This is a genomic window from Chryseobacterium tructae (assembly GCF_030409875.1).
GTDB lineage: Bacteria > Bacteroidota > Bacteroidia > Flavobacteriales > Weeksellaceae > Chryseobacterium > Chryseobacterium tructae.
Genome location: NZ_JAUFQR010000001.1, coordinates 4527845 through 4545104, shown reverse-complemented (window position 1 = coordinate 4545104; position 17260 = coordinate 4527845). Strand labels below are relative to the sequence as shown.

Below are 17260 nucleotides of genomic sequence, written 5' to 3'. Positions count from 1 at the left end.
GGGATAAGTAAGGAAATGGGAAGATGGAGGCAGGAAATTATCGTAGACATGATTATTAAAACTCAGCTTGCATTACAAGTTGGGTTTCTAATAACTTCCTTTTATTTATAACCTAAGAGTACTTTCGGCATCCATCTTCTGGCTTCCAACCATATAAATCATAATTTTCTTATTCCGGACTCAGGTTATTTACTAAATTTGGGAAAATTAAAAAAATAATGAAGCAGAAATTTTCTTTTTTCATTTTTCTCTTAACCGTAGGATTGGCAAATGCACAGGTTGAAGAAAAAAAACTGGATGATCTGATCCAAAATACGCTGAAAACCTTTGATGTTCCCGGAATGTCAGTAGGTATTGTAAAAGATGGAAAAATGATCTATTCCAAAGGATTTGGAGTACGTTCTCTTACCTCCAAACAACCAATGGATGATAATACCTTGGTTGGAATTGCTTCCAACTCTAAAGGGTTCACTTGTGTGGCATTAGCGATTTTGGCAGATGAAGGAAAATTGAACTGGAATGATAATGTTTCAAAATACATTCCAGAATTCCAAATGTATGATCCATATGTTTCTCAAAATGTAACCATCAAAGATTTGATTACGCACAGAGCAGGATTAGGATTAGGGCAGGGAGATCTGATGTTTTTTCCGGAAGGAGGAAGCTTAACCGTTAATGATATTGTTCACAACGTAAGATACCTGAAGCCTGAAAATCCTTTCAGAACAACTTTAGATTATAATAATATCATGTTCATTGTTGCAGGTGAAGTTATTCACAGAGTTTCTGGATTAAGCTGGGCCGAATTTATTGAACAGAGAATCATGAAGCCTGTGGGGATGACTTCCAGCTTTGGAAGCTACAACAGAGCAAAAGCTACAACCAATAAAATTGATGCTCATGCTCCTGTAGATGGAAAAGCTATTGCTGTTCCTCACGATTGGAACGAAACGGCTAATGCTGCCGGAGGAATCATGAGTAATATTAAAGATATGACCACTTGGGCAGAATGTTTATTAAACAATTTCACCACCAAAGAAGGTAAGAAATTAGTTTCCGATAAAAATGCACAACAACTTTGGAGCCTGCAGATCCCGGAGAGAGTAGCTGCTAAAAATCCTTATGATACCAGTTTCTACGGATATGGTTTAGGTTGGTTCCTAAGTGATGTAAAAGGGCATAAACAAGTACAACATACAGGAGGATTAATTGGAACAGTAACCCAATTTACGTTAATTCCGGATCTTAAATTAGGAATCGTAGTACTTACAAATCAGCAGTCTGGAGCAGCATTCAATACAATTACCAATACAGTGAAAGACTCTTACCTTGGAGTGGCAGACAGAAACTGGTTGAAAACGTATGGAGAGAGAATGGCAAAAGCGAATGCAGAGTATGATAAACAAAAGAAAGAAGCATTCGCGAAATCAGAAGCCTTTAAAAAGGAAAAAGTACTTCAGCCAAAAGCGGAACAGTTTACAGGAACTTATAATGATGTTTGGTTCGGTGATGTAGACATTGCTCAACAAGGAGGTACTTACAGAATTTCATGTAAAAATTCCCCAAGATTAAAAGGAGAATTATTACCATATTCCAACAATTCATTCATCATTAAATGGGATGACAGAAGCTATGATGCTGATGCTTATATCCTATTCGATTACGATGAAAATGGAAAAGCTCAGTCAGCAAAATTGAAACCAATTTCAGATGTTACAGATTTCAGTTTTGACTTTGATGATCTGGATCTGAAGAGAAAATAGACTATTCTTTTAAGAGGAAATTTAATAAATCCATATTTATTTATATCTTTAAATGTAAATAAATATGGATTTATTGTTTTGTAAATGAGTGTTTTATATTGGAGCTGAATTTAATTATTGTCATTATGAAAAATAAGCTTTTTGCAATTATTTTTATCCTTCTTTTTATCTCAACAGGAGTTTTTGCGCAAAAACAAATTCCTGTTATTAAAGCAACAAGTGATAATGCTGTTATTTATGATGGTGCAAATGTTAAAATGAATTGGAAACTAGATCCCAGAGTAAAACCTGATATTTATTACACTAATCTGCCTTATAAAAAAAGTAAGGTTGAGCTGGTTACAGACCAAGGAAAACTAAGCTTTAATACTGAATATGGTAAAAGCTATGATTTAATAGTTCTCCTTAATAATAAAGACAGTTGCTTAGTTCGCATCATGGCGAAAGAAGATCCATCTTTTATTTCACTCAAACAGAATAAAAAAAATACTTATCCTCTGGAAATTCCTTTTACAATAACAGGATCTCGAATTTATTTTAAAGGATTTTTGAATGAGAAAGAAGAGGTGAACATACAGTTTGATCTTGGAGCCGGAACCTCTTGTATTAATAAGCTATCGTCAGAAAAACTAAAAGTGGCTTTTACTGATAAAACAACAGTAAGTAACACGCAGGGAGTAAATGAAGTACGTAAGAGTTTGGGAAATATCTTACAAATAGGTAATGCCATCTGGAAAGAAGTTCCTCTTACAGAAGTTGGAAATATGAAGCCTGATGAAGATTTAATTGTAGGGAATGGCTTTTTCAGGGATAAAATTATTGAGATTGATTATGACAAAAAAGTAATGGTTATTCATGATAAACTACCATCTAACACCAAGACGTTTCAAAAACAGCCAATATTCTATGAACAGAACCGTCCAAAATTCAAAGTTGATTTTACTCAGCATGATAAAAAATATTCTTTTTGGTTTCTTTTTGATACAGGGCGGGAGGGAACAATGCTTATTGGAGATGATTTTACAAGTCAGGGAGAAAACTGGAAACAGCTGAAAGAACTGCAAATGGTGAATGAGAGAAAGCTGGTTCGGTTGAATGCCTTTATTGGAGGAAGAGAATTTAAAGATATTGTAACGAATGCTGCAGACCCTTTAAAACCTACAGGCAGGCCAACTTTATTTGGAAATCAAATTCTCAGCCAGTTTAATGTAATATTAGATAATAGAGACGGAGTACTTTATTTAAAGCCCAATAAACGGATCAATGAACCTTATATGAACTATGATAGATATTTAAAGGAAGTGGCTCATAAAAAATAGCAGAGAATAGAGTTTATGGCAATAGATCAAGATCCAGTTCAACTTTGGCAAGTTCTGAATTGAGATGATATTTTTCAAAGAAACTTTTTAATTCAAGAAGCCTTTTCTTATTGTCATAATGAATACTGGAGTTGAGTTTTCGCTGGCAGAGTGAGCATGCTCTGGCATAATGAAAATCTGTTTCGGTAAGGGTATTGGTTCCGTTCATCACACAATTGGCATTCAGACAATGGCTGATCCCAAACATATGCCCGATTTCGTGAGAGCTGATCTTCATCAATCTGGTAAGACTCTTATTAAAATTAGAATCTGTAAGATGCCCGTTGGCAAATCGATAGATTGAAGTGACACCCACTCCATTTTCATAAGATGCAAATCCAAAAACATAATTCCATTCAGGCTTTGGGAAAAGATCTCTTTCTGTGATTCCCATCAGTACCGCTGCATCTTTTGGCTTTCTTTTGATTAAAACACTGTCTAATACATATCCCGCTAATATTTGCTCTTGTCCGTCCTTAAAGATTCTTCTTACAGTTTTTGGGAAAATAGTATTTGATAGTACAGGGAGTATTTTCGTATCCAGCTGAAAATATATCTTTAAATATTCTCTAGTGAGTTCAATCTCTTTTTTCTGTAATTCATCAAAGTCTCCGATAGGCTGCAGATAAATGGTGTTTTTTTCAGGTTCCGGCTTTATCTTTTTTGATTTTTGGAAATCTTCAAATTTCTGAAATTTTTCATCATGATTATACCTCCAGCTTCCGGGTTGAGGAGTGGTAGAAAGCTTTACATCATTAAAAGCAATTGCTTCAAAATAGGGCATCTTCTTTTTCTGACATGAAAAAAAGAAAATAAAGAGTGTTGCATATAAAACTGTATAGTTGAAGTTATATTTTCCCGGGCTCATAAAAGAACAATAGTTTCTTTTGGGCTCCGTCAAATTCAGACCAGGATTCACAGTCTACTTCAAAACCGGCAACTCCACAGGTCGGAAAATGAAAAATATTTTCAGAAATGGAATTCGCAAAATTGGAAATTCCATTGTTATGAGAGAAAAGAGCCACTGAGCTTATTGTATCATCCAGATCATAAATTACAGATTCAAAATTTCTTTCCGAAGGATTATATAACTTTTCATTCGTAGAACAACTTAGCTGATACGTTTGATTGAAAATATTACACGTATTTAAAGCACGGACTGCCGGGCTGGATACAAAATAATCGATAGAAATATTATTGTTTTTCAGGAATCTGGACATGTTCATAGCATCCACCTGGCCTTTGTCTGCCAAAGGTCTGTCAAAGTCTTCAGTTTCTTCCGGCCAGTCGCTTTTCGCATGTCTTACGAGGATGAGTCTCTTCATATATCTGTTTTTTGGAAGATTAAAATTAAAAAAAAAAATATGGAATGAAACATGATTTATATAAAAAAACTGCGTTATGAATAAAATCAGTAAATTTTACTAAATTTGCAGACTTATGGGACAAATCCTTGCAATTGACTATGGAAAAGCTCGTTGTGGCATTGCTGCAACGGATGATATGCAGATTATAGCCAGTGGGTTAGAGACTGTAGAGAACCGAAATTTAATGGAATTTTTGAAAAAATATTTCAATGAAAATAAGGTAGATGAAGTAGTCATTGGACTTCCCATAGATTTGAAAGGAAATGTTTCAGAAGTGGAAACTGATATTTTAAAATTCATTGAAGAATTTCAAAAAGAATTTTCGGATATTGCTGTTCACCGTTTTGATGAAAGGTTTACTTCCAAAATGGCTTCATTCTTTATTTCTCAAAGCGGGAAAAGTAAGAAGAAAAGACAGGAAAAAGGATTAATAGATAAAGTAAGTGCAACCATCATATTGCAGAATTTTTTAGAACAAAGATTAAGATGATACTACCGATAAGAGCTTTTGGGGATCCTGTTTTGAGAAAAGTGGGAAAAGATATAGAAAAAGATTACCCCGGATTACAGGAACTGATAGATAATATGTTCGAAACGATGTACAGCGCAAACGGAATTGGTCTTGCAGCGCCTCAGATCGGTTTGGATATCCGTCTGTTTGTAATAGACGTTACTCCTCTTGCGGAAGATGAGGATTATGAGGATATTAAGGATGAGTTGGCAGAATTCAAAAAGGTATTCATTAATGCCAGAATTCTTGAAGAATCTGGTGAAGAATGGAAGTTCAATGAAGGCTGTCTGTCTATTCCGGATGTAAGAGAAGACGTGAAAAGAAAGGGAACAATCGTTATTGAATATTATGACGAAAATTTTGTAAAACATACAGAAACTTTTTCCGATATTAGAGCCCGCGTAATTCAGCATGAATATGACCACATTGAAGGGGTTTTGTTTACCGATCACCTAAGTGCTTTGAAAAAGAAACTGGTAAAAGGAAAACTGTCAAAGATCTCTCAAGGGGATGTAAGCATCGGTTACAAAATGAGATTTCCAAAATAATTTAAACAAGGATTAAAAGAAATAATAAAAAGCAAAAAGCTTAACGCTGATTGCAGAATTTACAAAAAATAAAATTATGCTGTTAGAAAAAATAATTTCAATTTCTGGAAAACCAGGACTTTACAAATTAGTTTCTCAATTAAGAAACGGATTCATCATTGAAGATGTTACCAACAAGAAAAAAGTAAGCATTGGAAACTCTAGCCAAGTAAGCTTATTAGATAATATCGCAATGTTTACATTTGATAAAGAAGTTCCTTTGTTTGAAGTTTTTGAAAATGTAGCTAAAAATAACGATTACAAAGAGACAATTTCTCACAAATCTTCAGATGCAGATTTGAAAGATTTCATGTTAACTTCTCTTCCTAACTATGATACTGAAAGAGTATATGCTTCTGATATCAAGAAATTGGCTCAGTGGTATAATATTCTTCATAAAGCGGGATATATCACTCCAGAAAGCTTCGTAAAGGCTGAACCTGAAACTTTAGATGGTGAGCCTGCAGAAGAAGTAAGCTTAGATATTGATGCTAAAAAAGCAGCTCCAAAGGCAGAAAAGCCGGCAGCTCCAAAAGTGAAAGCTACTTCAGCAGCAAAATCAGCTCCGAAAAGTACACACAGAAAACAAGGATAATTCAGAACTGAATTAACAATACTAAGCCTTGTCAGGAATTTTCCTGACAAGGCTTTTTGTATTTCAGATAGCAGATAATAGATAGTTCATATCCCAAAATCTAACAGGTTTCTGAAACCCGTTAGATTTAAAACAAATACTCTACCACGTTATCGATAACCTTGTATCCCGAATCATAAACCTCGAACCCAGCAACTTTCACTCTTAACGTTTGTAATGGTGACCGAATAACCCTTACATTTGTATAAGATTGAATTTTCAATTACTTATGAATACAAAACAGGAAAAATTAGAAGCTTTCGGGAGATTATTGGATATTATGGATGATCTGCGTGAGAAATGCCCATGGGATCAAAAGCAGACGCTGCAATCTCTTCGTCATCTTACCCTTGAAGAGACATATGAGCTTTCTGATGCTATTTTACAGGAAGATTTGCAGGAGATTAAAAAAGAATTGGGCGATGTATTGCTTCACCTGGTTTTTTATTCTAAAATAGGTTCAGAAAAAGAAAGTTTTGATATCGCAGATGTGATTAATTCCCTTAATGAAAAATTGATTTTCCGCCATCCTCACATTTATGGAGATACTGAAGTGAAGGATGAGGAAGAGGTAAAACAGAATTGGGAAAAATTAAAACTCAAAGAAGGGAACAAATCTATTCTGGGGGGTGTTCCGAAAAGCCTTCCAAGTTTGGTGAAAGCTTATAGAATTCAGGATAAGGTAAAAGGAATTGGTTTTGAATTCCATGATGCTGAAGATGCCTGGAAAAAGGTAGATGAGGAGATTCAGGAGTTTCATGCAGAAACAGATTTGGATAAGAAGGAACTGGAATTAGGCGATGTATTTTTTTCTTTGATTAATTATGCGAGAATTTCAGGACTCAATCCGGATTCTGCATTGGAAAGAACCAATTTGAAGTTTATTTCCAGATTCCAAAAGATGGAAGTTCTTGCTGAGGAACAAGATCTGAAGCTTGCGGATATGTCTTTGGAAGAAATGGATGTCCTTTGGGAAAAAGCCAAACGATTATCTTAAGCTTCGATTGGAACAATTAATGCTATGTATGTTCAGTTAAAAAATAAAAATATGCTACGTTTTCTTATGTTACCCGCTTTCTTTTTGTTGAGTTGTAATCCAAAGGCTCAGAATTCTCCTGCCAAGGACAATGAATTAAAAATACAATTTGCACTTCCAAAAAAATTAAAAGAAGTCTCCGGAATTACTTTATCTAAGGATAAGAAAACCATTTGGGTAATAGAAGACAGGGGAAATAAAAACGCTGTATATGGTCTTAATGACAAGGGTCAGATGATGGCTAAAGTTCCTGTTGAAAATACCGAGAATACCGACTGGGAAGATATTATTTCTGATGCCCAGGGAAATGTTTATATAGGGGATTTTGGAAATAATGATAATGACAGAAAGGATCTGGCTATTTTAAAAACTGATTTGAAGGATATTACTCAAACCACTACAAAAGTCGTTCAGACCACTAAATTTCATTATGAGGGACAAACACAATTCCCGCCCAAAAAGTCAAATTTATTATATGATTGTGAGGCATTTGTAGAAATGGATGGTAACTTCTATCTTTTCACGAAAAACAGAAGCAAAGGATTTGACGGGACTTTCCTTGTGTTTAAGGTTCCTAATAAAGAAGGAGATTTTGAAGCTAAATTGATTGGTAGATTGAGGCTTCAGGGAGGATATAACGATGCTGCTATTACTTCTGCAACAATTAACAGCACAAAAGATAAGATTGTACTGCTTACTCACAAGAACGTTCATGTTCTTACAGGGTTTAATGCTGATGATTTCAATGCAGCGAAAATTAATAAGATTCCTTTAAACCATAATTCTCAGAAAGAAGCTATCGTCTTTGCTGATGATAAAACATTAATCATTGCAGATGAAAAAGGAAAAGACGAGAGTGGAAATGTATATCAATTTTCATTTCAATAAAATTTTCTATTGACAATATATATTATAAGAATCCACAGCATTTTGCTGTGGATTCTCCATAAATAAATATAAGTAGAATGAAGTTATGGTGTCAGATAGGAGATATGAATATTTCCGCTTGATAGTCTGAAATCCTGAGTATAACGACAGCGTATTCTGAATGTTTCTCCCGCATTAAAAAGGTAATAGATGAAAGGTTATGATTTAGTCCTGTAGTGCGTTCCCCATGTCCTGTAGATATTGCTGAAAGGGTTACAGTAGAACGTGATACTTTCTGGATGTAGGAATTGGCCGTTCCTGCAGTATATCCGTTTCCGTTTAAATTAAGATCATAAGTCACATACGGTACAATATTGTAATATCCCTGTTTTACTACCGTAAAAAGACCGGTACTGGTATTATAGGTAAGGTAAGCATTATCAATTTTATTACTGATATTATAAACATACGTCTGTGAATAATTTTCATGAGTACTCACAGGAGCCGTATGACTTCCTTTATAACTCCCACTGCTAGGGCTGATGGTTGTTTTATTTCCAACGAAAACAACTTTCAGAAAGTTTTCAGATTCTATAGTTCTCCATACCGGAGGATTGTCTATACCGTTTGACATCAGAAACTCACCTCTATTTCCTGAATTTCCTTTTGTATTTGCGTTTCCTCCTACATTCAGATCTTTTACAACCTGAAGAGAACCATTAACATGTAAAGTATTTTGTGGTGTGGGAGTATGTATCCCTACTTGTGCATTTGAAATTATGGACATAGCAAATAATGCCATGTATAATAGCTTTTTTATCATTCCGAAGTGTTTTTTTAATGAATAATTTTGAACAAATATAATTTTTTTGAATTATTCATCCTTTTTAGCAGTTGGTAAGCATATTGATCTATGGGTAGTTCAAGGGTATGATGCCTGAAATATGAATTGTTATTAAAGTTCATATTTGCTTTATTGTTGAAAATCTGTAAATTAAAGTGTAAAATATTAAATTTTATTTATTTTTACTATTAATACAAATTGAGGAAAAGGTAAAAAAAAGAATCAACACAATTTGGCAGATTCTTTTTGATTTTAAATACATGTTTTTGTTGTATTAGAATTTCATTCCTACACCGGCAGAGATTCTTCCGCCATCTGATCCATAGAAATAATTCAGTCTTGCAGACATCATTTCCACAATGCTTAACCAAACTCCTGCACCTACTGATTGATGCCATTTCTAGAATATTCTCCATCATTCCATACACGGCCAATATCATATCCAACCAGAATTCCTAAGTTGGCAGGCGCAATATTATTTCTGATTCTTCCAAAATCCCAACGAATCTCCGAGTTGTTGGTAAAGTATGATCTTCCGGAAAATCTCTCATTTCTGAATGCTCTCAATCCGTTGTTGCCCCCTAATGTAGCAGCTTGGTAGAACTCAAAATTATCATTGTTGATCCACATAACATTGCTGGCATTGGCAAATACAAAAACCCCTTTTTTATCGATTCTGTGATCAATGGCAAGCTTTCCTTTTAAAGTCAGGAAGTTTTTATTGAAATTAGAAAAAGTGGCTTTCCAGTCAGCATTCAGCATCAGTTCCATGCCTAGGGTTGGAAAAGCTACATTATCTGCATTTTTATAACTGAATGTATAATTGGCGCCTAAGAACTGCTGGCTGTTGAAGACCTCAGGTCTTACATCTGGAGAAGTATTGATAAAGCGACCGTCTTTTCTCTGTACTTTATTATCTTCAAAAGTAAGCTGGAGCTGGTGATTAAAATTCATCCAGCCTTTCTTCGAGATAGAAGGAGCCACATTGAATTTGGAGATTCTTGCTCTGTTGTATTCCCTTTCTGTATTTTCTTTATCATATGGGCTTTCATTGGAAAGACCAAAGAAATTCTGAGAGAATCTTGGAGTCGTATAAGCTGCATCAAGATTAAAATCCCATCCAGAAATTGCTTTTTTGAAAATCCCTTTATAAATAAGACTAAATCCAGCAGTAGCAGTATAAAAATTAGCTTTTAAACTATGCTTTTGAGTAAAAGGATCACGGATGAAATTATTTACGGTATAATTAGCCAAAATACCAACAATCACTCCATCATCAGGGTTATAATCAAAGTTAGGATATCCGGCAAAAGCATTATACTTTGGATGCTTATAATTATAGGTATTTATATCATAATCATCTGCAATATTTTTCGTAGCATTCCCCGAATTATAAGTATTCTTTTGAGATTCGAAGTCATAGATTTTTACTTTTCTTCCATCTGTCACATTGTATACATCATGGTTATTACCACCAATTAGTCTGATGTTCATTCTAGGACGCCCGGTTCCTACTACCTCATAAATATCATCATCCTCCAATCCATAGATCCACAATTCTTTAGTTTTTGAATCTTCATAATTCTTTTCAAAAACAAGTTCATTTTTATCCTTGTTTTTACCTAATTTATATTGTTGTACAAGAACAGAATGTCCGTTTTTGGTGATCACAAATTTATCTGGGTTAGCGGTTCCGGCTAAAGGAACTTTTTCCTGAAGAACATTGTAGTAGTCGGAGGCGTACCTCTGTAGTTTTGTTTTTCTTATTTTCAGTTTTCTTTGGATATCTTCAATGGTATCGTCCTGAACTTCCTTTGGAAGATTATGAAATGCATCATCAATATCAGCATCGGTCAAATGCTCCTGAATATATTTTGCCTGGGCTTCCCACTCTTCCTGAGTAGAAGCTTTTAAAAAGACAAGATCCATAGGATAGGGCTCCATAGCCAACCATTTTACACTGCTGATATCTTCTGTAAAGGTCTTCATGTGTCGGATGGCAGGAACATTCATGATAAGTTTAAATGCTGCACCGTCATATTTGCTAAAGGCCTGATCTCTATCCTTAGGAATAGGTTTATAGATGATTTTATTACCTTCTTCATACTCTGCCCATTTCCACTGATCCGAATGCCTGTCCCAGTCACCAATCAACATATCAAATAATCTTGCTCTGATGTAAGAAGTTCGGTCTACAGAATATTTGTAGTTTTTGGTCAGGTTTTTTAGAACATCATCAGTAGAAACAATATCTTTTGCATGATCTAGATAAGCCAATGTTTTTGGATCTGAAGAATAGCGCTCTTCAATCATATACATTTCATCACCATAATCTTGATTATATTTCCCTAAAGCCTGTTGTTTAGGAATATAATATAACTTTGGATTGCTGTGGAATATATTCAGTTTTTCTGACATATTTCCTATCGTAAACGGTGTGAAAGGATGATTGGTCGTATAAAAATCCAAAAGGAATTTTTCCGGAAAAGTATTGGTAAGTTCTTCTTTCAAAGTACTTTTTGTAAAGGCCATATTGTTTAGAAACCGGACAGCACTTTTTTTCACTCCTCGCATCACGAATTCCTGTCCGTCATTAGCTTTTAATCTTAGACTATTAGACTGATTTCCGCCTCCTTCCCTGAATGGGATATAGCCACCATTCAATTCAGAAAGATTGGCTGTAGGAGCTTCGATAGGCATTCCGTAGTATTTTCTGTAATGTTCACCCCAAAGCCATCGGTAGAAACCTTTTTTTTGGGTAAGCTGAACCGGATAGATCGTAGAAGAAAATGTAGCTGGGAATGTATTAGGAAAGTTATTCACAAATACATCAGGTTTGGAGATAACAGAAATCTGTGACAGTTTCTGAAGTTTGGCATCTTTTGTAGAAAAAAACTCTACATCAGAACTCTGATCTTTTCTAATATTAAGAACAGCAAAACCACTTCCTCCATAGGAAAAGTCTGTTTTTTCAACGATAGTAGACGGATTGGTTTTAGACCCTGCGCCACTAATGATCTGCCTCATATTTCCTTCTTCATGATACTGTAAGTTGTGATCATGGCCGGAAACAAAAATGATATTATCTCTATCTTGAACGATACTTTTCAGGCTGTTGGCAAGATCCGCATAATGTTGATTATTGATATCGGCAGGGCTTATCCCTGAAGAACTTCTGAGAATATTGATGGCACTGGCAACTCCTGGAATCGGTATTTTACTACCAAGAGGAAAAAGATGAGATTTTGCAGAATGAAATCCTGCATGAGTTCCACTGCTGATGATGGGATGGTGCAGGGCAACGATGATTCTTTTTCCTTGATTTTTGATGATAAGATCTTTAAATTCTGTATAAAAATCCTCACGGGTTTTGATGTGACAGTTTTTATTGATTCCTGGGTAGTTATCCCAGTTTGTAATCACCCATTCCGTATCAATGGCGATCAGTTTGATATCTTTGGTAATACTGATATCATCAATAGGACAGCCGTTTTTAGGCAGGAATGCTTTTTTATCGTCAAAATACTTTTTCACGAATGATTCCTGAGCATTGAGCCCGCTTAATCCGCTATACCAGTCATGGTTTCCTGGAATAACAAGGGTCTTTCCTTTAAAATTTTTAGTGATGGAAAATTGGTCTTCCAGTTTTTGTTTGGCTAAAGCATAGCCTTTGTCTGATTCTTTCGGCATTCCATTGGGGTAGATATTATCTCCAAGGAAGATCAGCATCGAGTTGCTGTCTGCAGAATCAAGCTTGCCTTTTAATAAGTCTAATGTTTTTTGTGCCTGTGGTTCATCTGCATTTCCGGCATCTCCAATCAGGAAAAGTTTAAAATCGTTTTCAGATTTTATCTCGGAATCTTTTACTTCGAATAAGTTTTTGCCTTTTTGTACGTTATATGTTGCGCAGGAATACATGACTCCAGCGGACATTACTGTTCTCAGAACAATAGAAGTATTTTTTAGATGAGTTTTAAAGGATAAATTCATAAATTTACATTAACAAAAATTCAGGAATGAGCATTCTAGACAAAGCTAAAAATTATGTTGAAATCTTATTCAAAGATAAGTTATCTTCAGTATATTTTTACCATAATTTTATTCATACTGCCTATACGGTTAATAAGGCCGAGGAGATTATGAAGCATACCCCTGTTTCTGAAGAAGATCAGGAAAAAGTACTTTTGGCCCTATGGTTTCATGATACAGGATATATAGAGTGCGCTATGAACCATGAAGAGAGGGGAGTGGAGATTATGAAAAACTTTCTTCATCAGGAAAATTATCCGGAGAGCTATATTGCCGATGTAGAAAAACTGATCCTAGCCACTAAAATTACCTATGTACCTCAAAATTTATTAGAGAAAATTGTAAAAGATGCTGATTTCAGTCATTTTGCAGGTCATGATTATAATGATATTTCTGATGCTCTAAGGAAGGAATGGGAGCTTACGAATGTAAGATGCTTTTCTAATGAAGAGTGGAATGCCGGAAATTTGGATATGCTGAAGAACAAACATACCTATTATACGGATTATGCCAAAGAAAACTGGGAACCTTTAAAAAAGAAAAATATCAAGAAGATCGAAAAGAAGCTGGAAAAAGAAGATGAGAAGAAGGAGAGTTCGGATAATAAAGATAATAAATCAGACAACAAAAAAGATAAAGAAAAGTCAGATAGGAGTGTAGATACCTTATTCAGGGTAACACTTAATAATCATACGAGGCTGAGCGATATTGCAGACAGTAAAGCTAATATTCTTTTATCAGTCAATGCTGTTATTATTTCAGTTTGTCTTTCTGTATTGGTTCCGAAATTAGATGCTCCCAAAAATTCTCACCTTATTATTCCGAGCTTTATACTGTTGTTATCTAGTGTGCTGACCATTGTGTTTGCTATTTTGTCTACAAAACCAAATGTTACTAAAACAACATTTACATCTGAGGATATCACCAATAGAAAGGTAAATCTCCTGTTTTTTGGAAATTTTCAACAATGCTGTTTGATGACTATCATAATGCGATGAGAGATCTGATCAAAGACAGGGATTATATTTATGATTCTATGGTGAAAGATCTGTATTATCTGGGGAAAGTTCTAGACAGAAAGTATAAGCTTTTATCTATTACCTATAAAATTTTCATGGCCGGAATTATTATTTCTGTCCTATCTTTTGGATTTGCTTTCTTTAGTCTATAATTAAAAATAAATGAAATTTTCGGTCAATTATATGGGCAGAAAATATTATTATTTCTAAAAAAGTTTTTAAAGAAATTGTATCAGACCTTATCTTACGGAATAATCCTGACTGATTGAAACCCTCAATGCGAGTAGTCCTGTGATTCCTTGAAGGTCTTCTACCTTAAGAAACTCTACATCATGCTCCAGAATCCCTTTCTTCTGAAGTTTGGCCACATATTCCAGATATTCTTTCTGGTTCTCCATACCAAAGTAAACAATGGTAATCTTTCCGGGAGCAGTAATTCTTTCAGAAGAATCTTTTATATGGGCTTTGTCCAGACGTTTTTTAATGATCTCGTAGTAAGAATTGTAAGCTCCATCTACATCAAAGCGTTTTTCATCCATTCTGAAACGGATATCTATTTTTCATTATAAACAAAGATCAGAGAAGCAATATCTAACGGAATAGGAAGGTTATTTTTAAAAGACTGGAGCTCCAGTTCCATTCTACAAATGGTCTTCAGCTGCCAGTATCTCAATTATGCACTACTTTTGAAGTATAATGTAACTCCGGAGCAATGTTGTGACCAATATACAGGTTGTGTTCTACGCCGTCAGATTTAAATCTCTCATAATAATGAGGAAAGATCTGTTGAGCCTTTATCTGGCTTTCATCCAACATATCTGCCAGCTTTCTGTTGACTAAAGTTATAGAATCATCCAGATCTTTTCGGTGGTTATAGAACAGGTCTGTTTGTGCCAATACCAATGCAAAGTAATTTTGAATCTTTGATTTTACCTCATGTGAAGTTTTTACCTCTAATTTTCCCTGAAGAAAAGGATGTACTTCTTCTCTCAAAAGCCTTTGAAAACGCTGTTCTGTATCTGCTTTGATTTCATGGTTCAGTTCATTTTCAAAAACATCCAGCGCTAGCATAAATTTTTCTGAATCGGAATTGGTTAAAGCCAAAATATCCTTTAGCCACTCAATTTGTTGGTTGAGGTCATTAAGCATCAGGTTAAAGCGTTTTTCAGAAGAAGAACGGATGTCTGAAACTCCAAATAACGGGGTAAGGTTTTTAAATGAAATCTGTTTTAAGGTATATATTTTCTTACCAAGAGATGCTGTAAAGTATTTCTCGGCTTCATTTCTGAATTTCCATACCACACTATTATGAATGGAAGTATATTCTCGCTGGATAATGGCTTCTATCTGGTAATTTTTCTCAAAATAGAATCTGCTGAGAGAGAACAGGATCATATCGGTGAAAAATTCAAGTTTTTTGAGCTTTAGACCATTGAAACTGCCCGCAATGGGAGACGTAAACTCCATAATAGCAAGGAGTTCATTGTCTTTCATGATAGGAATGACCATAAAACTATTGACATTATTATCCTTTAAAATATTGAAGGACGGAAGCTGCCTCACATTCTCATCCAGATTATCCACATTGGAAACTACAATGGATTTTGAATTATGGTTTAAATTGCTAAAAGTAGTCTTACGGGTTTCTTCGTCAAATGTATTGATCCAGAAATCCAGAATATGATTGGTGAGCAAGCTTTCATAAATAGGAAGTTTATCAAGCTTTTGTTCCTTTTTATTAAAGGTCATCAATCCAAAACTGAGCTCAGGAACGTCAAAATAGGATTTAAAAATTTCTGTCAGGTTCTCATCCGGATTTAAATTTTCAGGATCAATTTCGATCATGCTTGATTTAAGATCAGAAAGGGCTACTTCAGAGGTACAGTCTACCAGTGAGATAATGGTGAAACCTTTCAATATCCAGGATTGTGATGGGAAATATTTCTTCCACAGCTTAAAATCATCCAGGTTTTCCAACAACATATCCATGATTTCATCGGATGGAATTTTTGCCTCTTCCGTAGGATAAATCTCCGTAAAATCTGAATTTACCGTTATCTTATAGTGCTTCATGATTCCCATTTTATTCGGGATATCATAATAGAACGGGATGGTGCTCTTGATGTCTTTTTTAAAATAGCTCTGGAGGATCAGGCAGCAACAAAACACGTAAAATTCATTGTCACTAATGTTTCTCAGTTCAATTTCAAAATCTTTCCCTGCATCTTTAAGAATATCCTTAAACCTCTCCGTATAGTTGAATGTGATATTGGAAAGAGGAATACTTGCTGCTTTTATTTCATTTCGAGTAAGCCCTGTAGGAAAAAGATCAGCGAGCAGTGATCTGATGAGGTCTTCATTTTTTTCCAGAATGTTGATATCCTGAAAGCCTTCTTTCAGTTCTTTAAAATTAAGCGTTCTCTCGATCAGGGATTCAGCATAGTTGACCCTGTATTCCAGACGGTCATTATACCGGATATGTTCCAGTACATCCAAATATTTTTTGAACGAGATATAAACCTGAAATGGAGAGTCTTTTTTGTAAAGATTGGCCAAGAGCTGAAATTTAAAGTAAAGTTATGAAAAAAAGACTAGTTCCAAAGATGTTTTAGATTAGTAAAAATCATTCTTTATGACCAAATTGTTTTATTTTTTTGAAGAAATAATCAAAATAAATAGAACATTGTATGTTTCTGATTTACTTTTTAAAAATATTGGCAGTAACCTTCTCCTTTAAGGAATTATTATATAAAATTGTTAAGTCTTTTTACTGTAGTATTATTTTGATGATGGAGTTTTAATCTTCTTATCCTTAATGATTGAAGCCGCAAATTCTTTGAATGATTCCTGGGCATCTGGGATATATTCATCCAAGATGTTCTGATTGGTTTCCTCATTGATGATTTTATCAATCTTGCCCGTATTTTTGTAGTAAAAAAGGTAGGTTTCATAAGTGGTTTCTATCAATTGATCATTCATATAGTTATCCACTTTGAATTTTACCTTTACAGAAGCTTTATCTTGAGAAATATCTTCAGCAGTATAGGTTGCTGCGCATCCTGCACCACAGCTTAGAGTAAAGGAATTATTTTCCATATCCGCTATGGTTTCTTTGAGAGGAGATGGTGGAACGGTCGTTTGTACTGGGGGAAGGTTTTCTATTTTTTGTTCCAGAGTTTTCTTTTTGCACGAAGATAGAATGGAAATGATGAATAAGGAAGTGAGAATGGCTTTTGTAGTCATAA

16 protein-coding genes are annotated in these 17260 nt (G+C 34.7%); 9 read left to right on the top strand and 7 right to left on the bottom strand.

Features of this window, described 5'->3' with window-relative positions; genetic code table 11:
* Window positions 1-218 precede the first annotated feature (218 nt).
* Window positions 219-1763, top strand: a complete 1545-nt coding sequence (locus tag QWZ06_RS22605) for a serine hydrolase (protein WP_290301222.1) — start codon at window positions 219-221, stop codon at window positions 1761-1763.
* A 125-nt stretch (window positions 1764-1888) separates the two neighbouring features.
* Window positions 1889-3082, top strand: coding sequence for a hypothetical protein (locus QWZ06_RS22600; protein ID WP_290301221.1), 1194 nt, complete (start codon window positions 1889-1891; stop codon window positions 3080-3082).
* Between the two features lie 13 nt (window positions 3083-3095).
* Here QWZ06_RS22600 and QWZ06_RS22595 read toward each other — a convergent pair whose 3' ends face one another.
* Window positions 3096-3905 (bottom strand): archaemetzincin, encoded by an 810-nt coding sequence (locus tag QWZ06_RS22595; RefSeq protein WP_290301220.1) that lies wholly within the window; start codon window positions 3903-3905, stop codon window positions 3096-3098.
* Window positions 3906-3969: 64 nt separating this feature from the next.
* Window positions 3970-4446 (bottom strand): SixA phosphatase family protein, encoded by a 477-nt coding sequence (locus QWZ06_RS22590; protein ID WP_290301219.1) that lies wholly within the window; start codon window positions 4444-4446, stop codon window positions 3970-3972.
* 115 nt (window positions 4447-4561) lie between these two features.
* On the opposite strand from QWZ06_RS22590, the gene ruvX reads away from it, so the two are divergent.
* From ruvX to QWZ06_RS22565, 5 genes are all read left to right on the top strand, one after another.
* On the top strand, window positions 4562-4978 hold the full coding sequence (ruvX, locus tag QWZ06_RS22585) for a Holliday junction resolvase RuvX (protein WP_290301218.1): 417 nt from the start codon (window positions 4562-4564) through the stop codon (window positions 4976-4978).
* Window positions 4975-5547 carry a peptide deformylase gene (def, locus tag QWZ06_RS22580; RefSeq protein WP_160138887.1) on the top strand — a complete coding sequence of 191 codons (573 nt, stop codon included), beginning with the start codon at window positions 4975-4977 and terminating at the stop codon, window positions 5545-5547. The genes ruvX and def overlap by 4 nt, the downstream gene beginning before the upstream one ends.
* 76 nt (window positions 5548-5623) lie before the next feature.
* On the top strand, window positions 5624-6181 hold the full coding sequence (locus QWZ06_RS22575) for a DUF5606 family protein (RefSeq protein ID WP_290301217.1): 558 nt from the start codon (window positions 5624-5626) through the stop codon (window positions 6179-6181).
* A gap of 268 nt (window positions 6182-6449) precedes the next feature.
* Entirely contained in the window at window positions 6450-7217 is a 768-nt protein-coding gene (mazG, locus tag QWZ06_RS22570) for a nucleoside triphosphate pyrophosphohydrolase (protein ID WP_290301216.1), read from the top strand.
* Window positions 7218-7268: 51 nt separating this feature from the next.
* Window positions 7269-8144, top strand: coding sequence for a hypothetical protein (locus tag QWZ06_RS22565; RefSeq protein WP_290301215.1), 876 nt, complete (start codon window positions 7269-7271; stop codon window positions 8142-8144).
* Window positions 8145-8235: 91 nt separating this feature from the next.
* Here the strand turns inward: QWZ06_RS22565 and QWZ06_RS22560 are convergent, their stop codons facing one another.
* Together QWZ06_RS22560 and QWZ06_RS22555 are read right to left on the bottom strand one after the other, a co-directional pair.
* The gene (locus tag QWZ06_RS22560) at window positions 8236-8946 is read right to left on the bottom strand and encodes a hypothetical protein (protein WP_290301214.1); all 711 of its coding nucleotides are present in this window, start codon (window positions 8944-8946) and stop codon (window positions 8236-8238) included.
* Window positions 8947-9348: 402 nt separating this feature from the next.
* Window positions 9349-12957, bottom strand: coding sequence for a metallophosphoesterase (locus tag QWZ06_RS22555; protein ID WP_290301213.1), 3609 nt, complete (start codon window positions 12955-12957; stop codon window positions 9349-9351).
* 26 nt (window positions 12958-12983) lie between these two features.
* Between QWZ06_RS22555 and QWZ06_RS22550 the strand changes: the two genes are divergently transcribed.
* Both QWZ06_RS22550 and QWZ06_RS28325 read left to right on the top strand, forming a co-directional pair.
* Window positions 12984-13994, top strand: coding sequence for a Pycsar system effector family protein (locus QWZ06_RS22550; protein WP_494337509.1), 1011 nt, complete (start codon window positions 12984-12986; stop codon window positions 13992-13994).
* Complete coding sequence (locus QWZ06_RS28325) at window positions 13964-14167, top strand: Pycsar system effector family protein (RefSeq protein WP_494337508.1); 204 nt, start codon at window positions 13964-13966, stop codon at window positions 14165-14167. Before QWZ06_RS22550 ends, QWZ06_RS28325 begins: the two co-directional genes overlap by 31 nt.
* Before the next feature lie 87 nt (window positions 14168-14254).
* Here the strand turns inward: QWZ06_RS28325 and QWZ06_RS22545 are convergent, their stop codons facing one another.
* The 3 genes from QWZ06_RS22545 to QWZ06_RS22535 form a co-directional block, all read right to left on the bottom strand.
* Window positions 14255-14554, bottom strand: a complete 300-nt coding sequence (locus tag QWZ06_RS22545) for a hypothetical protein (protein ID WP_290301212.1) — start codon at window positions 14552-14554, stop codon at window positions 14255-14257.
* A gap of 130 nt (window positions 14555-14684) precedes the next feature.
* Complete coding sequence (locus tag QWZ06_RS22540) at window positions 14685-16571, bottom strand: GAF domain-containing protein (RefSeq protein WP_290301211.1); 1887 nt, start codon at window positions 16569-16571, stop codon at window positions 14685-14687.
* Between the two features lie 222 nt (window positions 16572-16793).
* Window positions 16794-17258, bottom strand: coding sequence for a hypothetical protein (locus tag QWZ06_RS22535; RefSeq protein WP_290301210.1), 465 nt, complete (start codon window positions 17256-17258; stop codon window positions 16794-16796).
* Between the last annotated feature and the right edge of the window lie 2 nt (window positions 17259-17260).

Coding starts and splice junctions, on each gene's coding strand:
- QWZ06_RS22535 (WP_290301210.1), bottom strand. CDS start 17,258: ATGACTACAAAAGCCATTCTCACTTCCTTATTCATCATTTCCATTCTA.
- QWZ06_RS22590 (WP_290301219.1), bottom strand. CDS start 4,446: ATGAAGAGACTCATCCTCGTAAGACATGCGAAAAGCGACTGGCCGGAA.
- def (WP_160138887.1), top strand. CDS start 4,975: ATGATACTACCGATAAGAGCTTTTGGGGATCCTGTTTTGAGAAAAGTG.
- QWZ06_RS22550 (WP_494337509.1), top strand. CDS start 12,984: ATGAGCATTCTAGACAAAGCTAAAAATTATGTTGAAATCTTATTCAAA.
- mazG (WP_290301216.1), top strand. CDS start 6,450: ATGAATACAAAACAGGAAAAATTAGAAGCTTTCGGGAGATTATTGGAT.
- QWZ06_RS22605 (WP_290301222.1), top strand. CDS start 219: ATGAAGCAGAAATTTTCTTTTTTCATTTTTCTCTTAACCGTAGGATTG.
- QWZ06_RS22555 (WP_290301213.1), bottom strand. CDS start 12,957: ATGAATTTATCCTTTAAAACTCATCTAAAAAATACTTCTATTGTTCTG.
- QWZ06_RS22575 (WP_290301217.1), top strand. CDS start 5,624: ATGCTGTTAGAAAAAATAATTTCAATTTCTGGAAAACCAGGACTTTAC.
- QWZ06_RS22545 (WP_290301212.1), bottom strand. CDS start 14,554: ATGGATGAAAAACGCTTTGATGTAGATGGAGCTTACAATTCTTACTAC.
- QWZ06_RS22595 (WP_290301220.1), bottom strand. CDS start 3,905: ATGCCCTATTTTGAAGCAATTGCTTTTAATGATGTAAAGCTTTCTACC.
- QWZ06_RS22565 (WP_290301215.1), top strand. CDS start 7,269: ATGCTACGTTTTCTTATGTTACCCGCTTTCTTTTTGTTGAGTTGTAAT.
- QWZ06_RS28325 (WP_494337508.1), top strand. CDS start 13,964: ATGCTGTTTGATGACTATCATAATGCGATGAGAGATCTGATCAAAGAC.
- ruvX (WP_290301218.1), top strand. CDS start 4,562: ATGGGACAAATCCTTGCAATTGACTATGGAAAAGCTCGTTGTGGCATT.
- QWZ06_RS22600 (WP_290301221.1), top strand. CDS start 1,889: ATGAAAAATAAGCTTTTTGCAATTATTTTTATCCTTCTTTTTATCTCA.
- QWZ06_RS22560 (WP_290301214.1), bottom strand. CDS start 8,946: ATGATAAAAAAGCTATTATACATGGCATTATTTGCTATGTCCATAATT.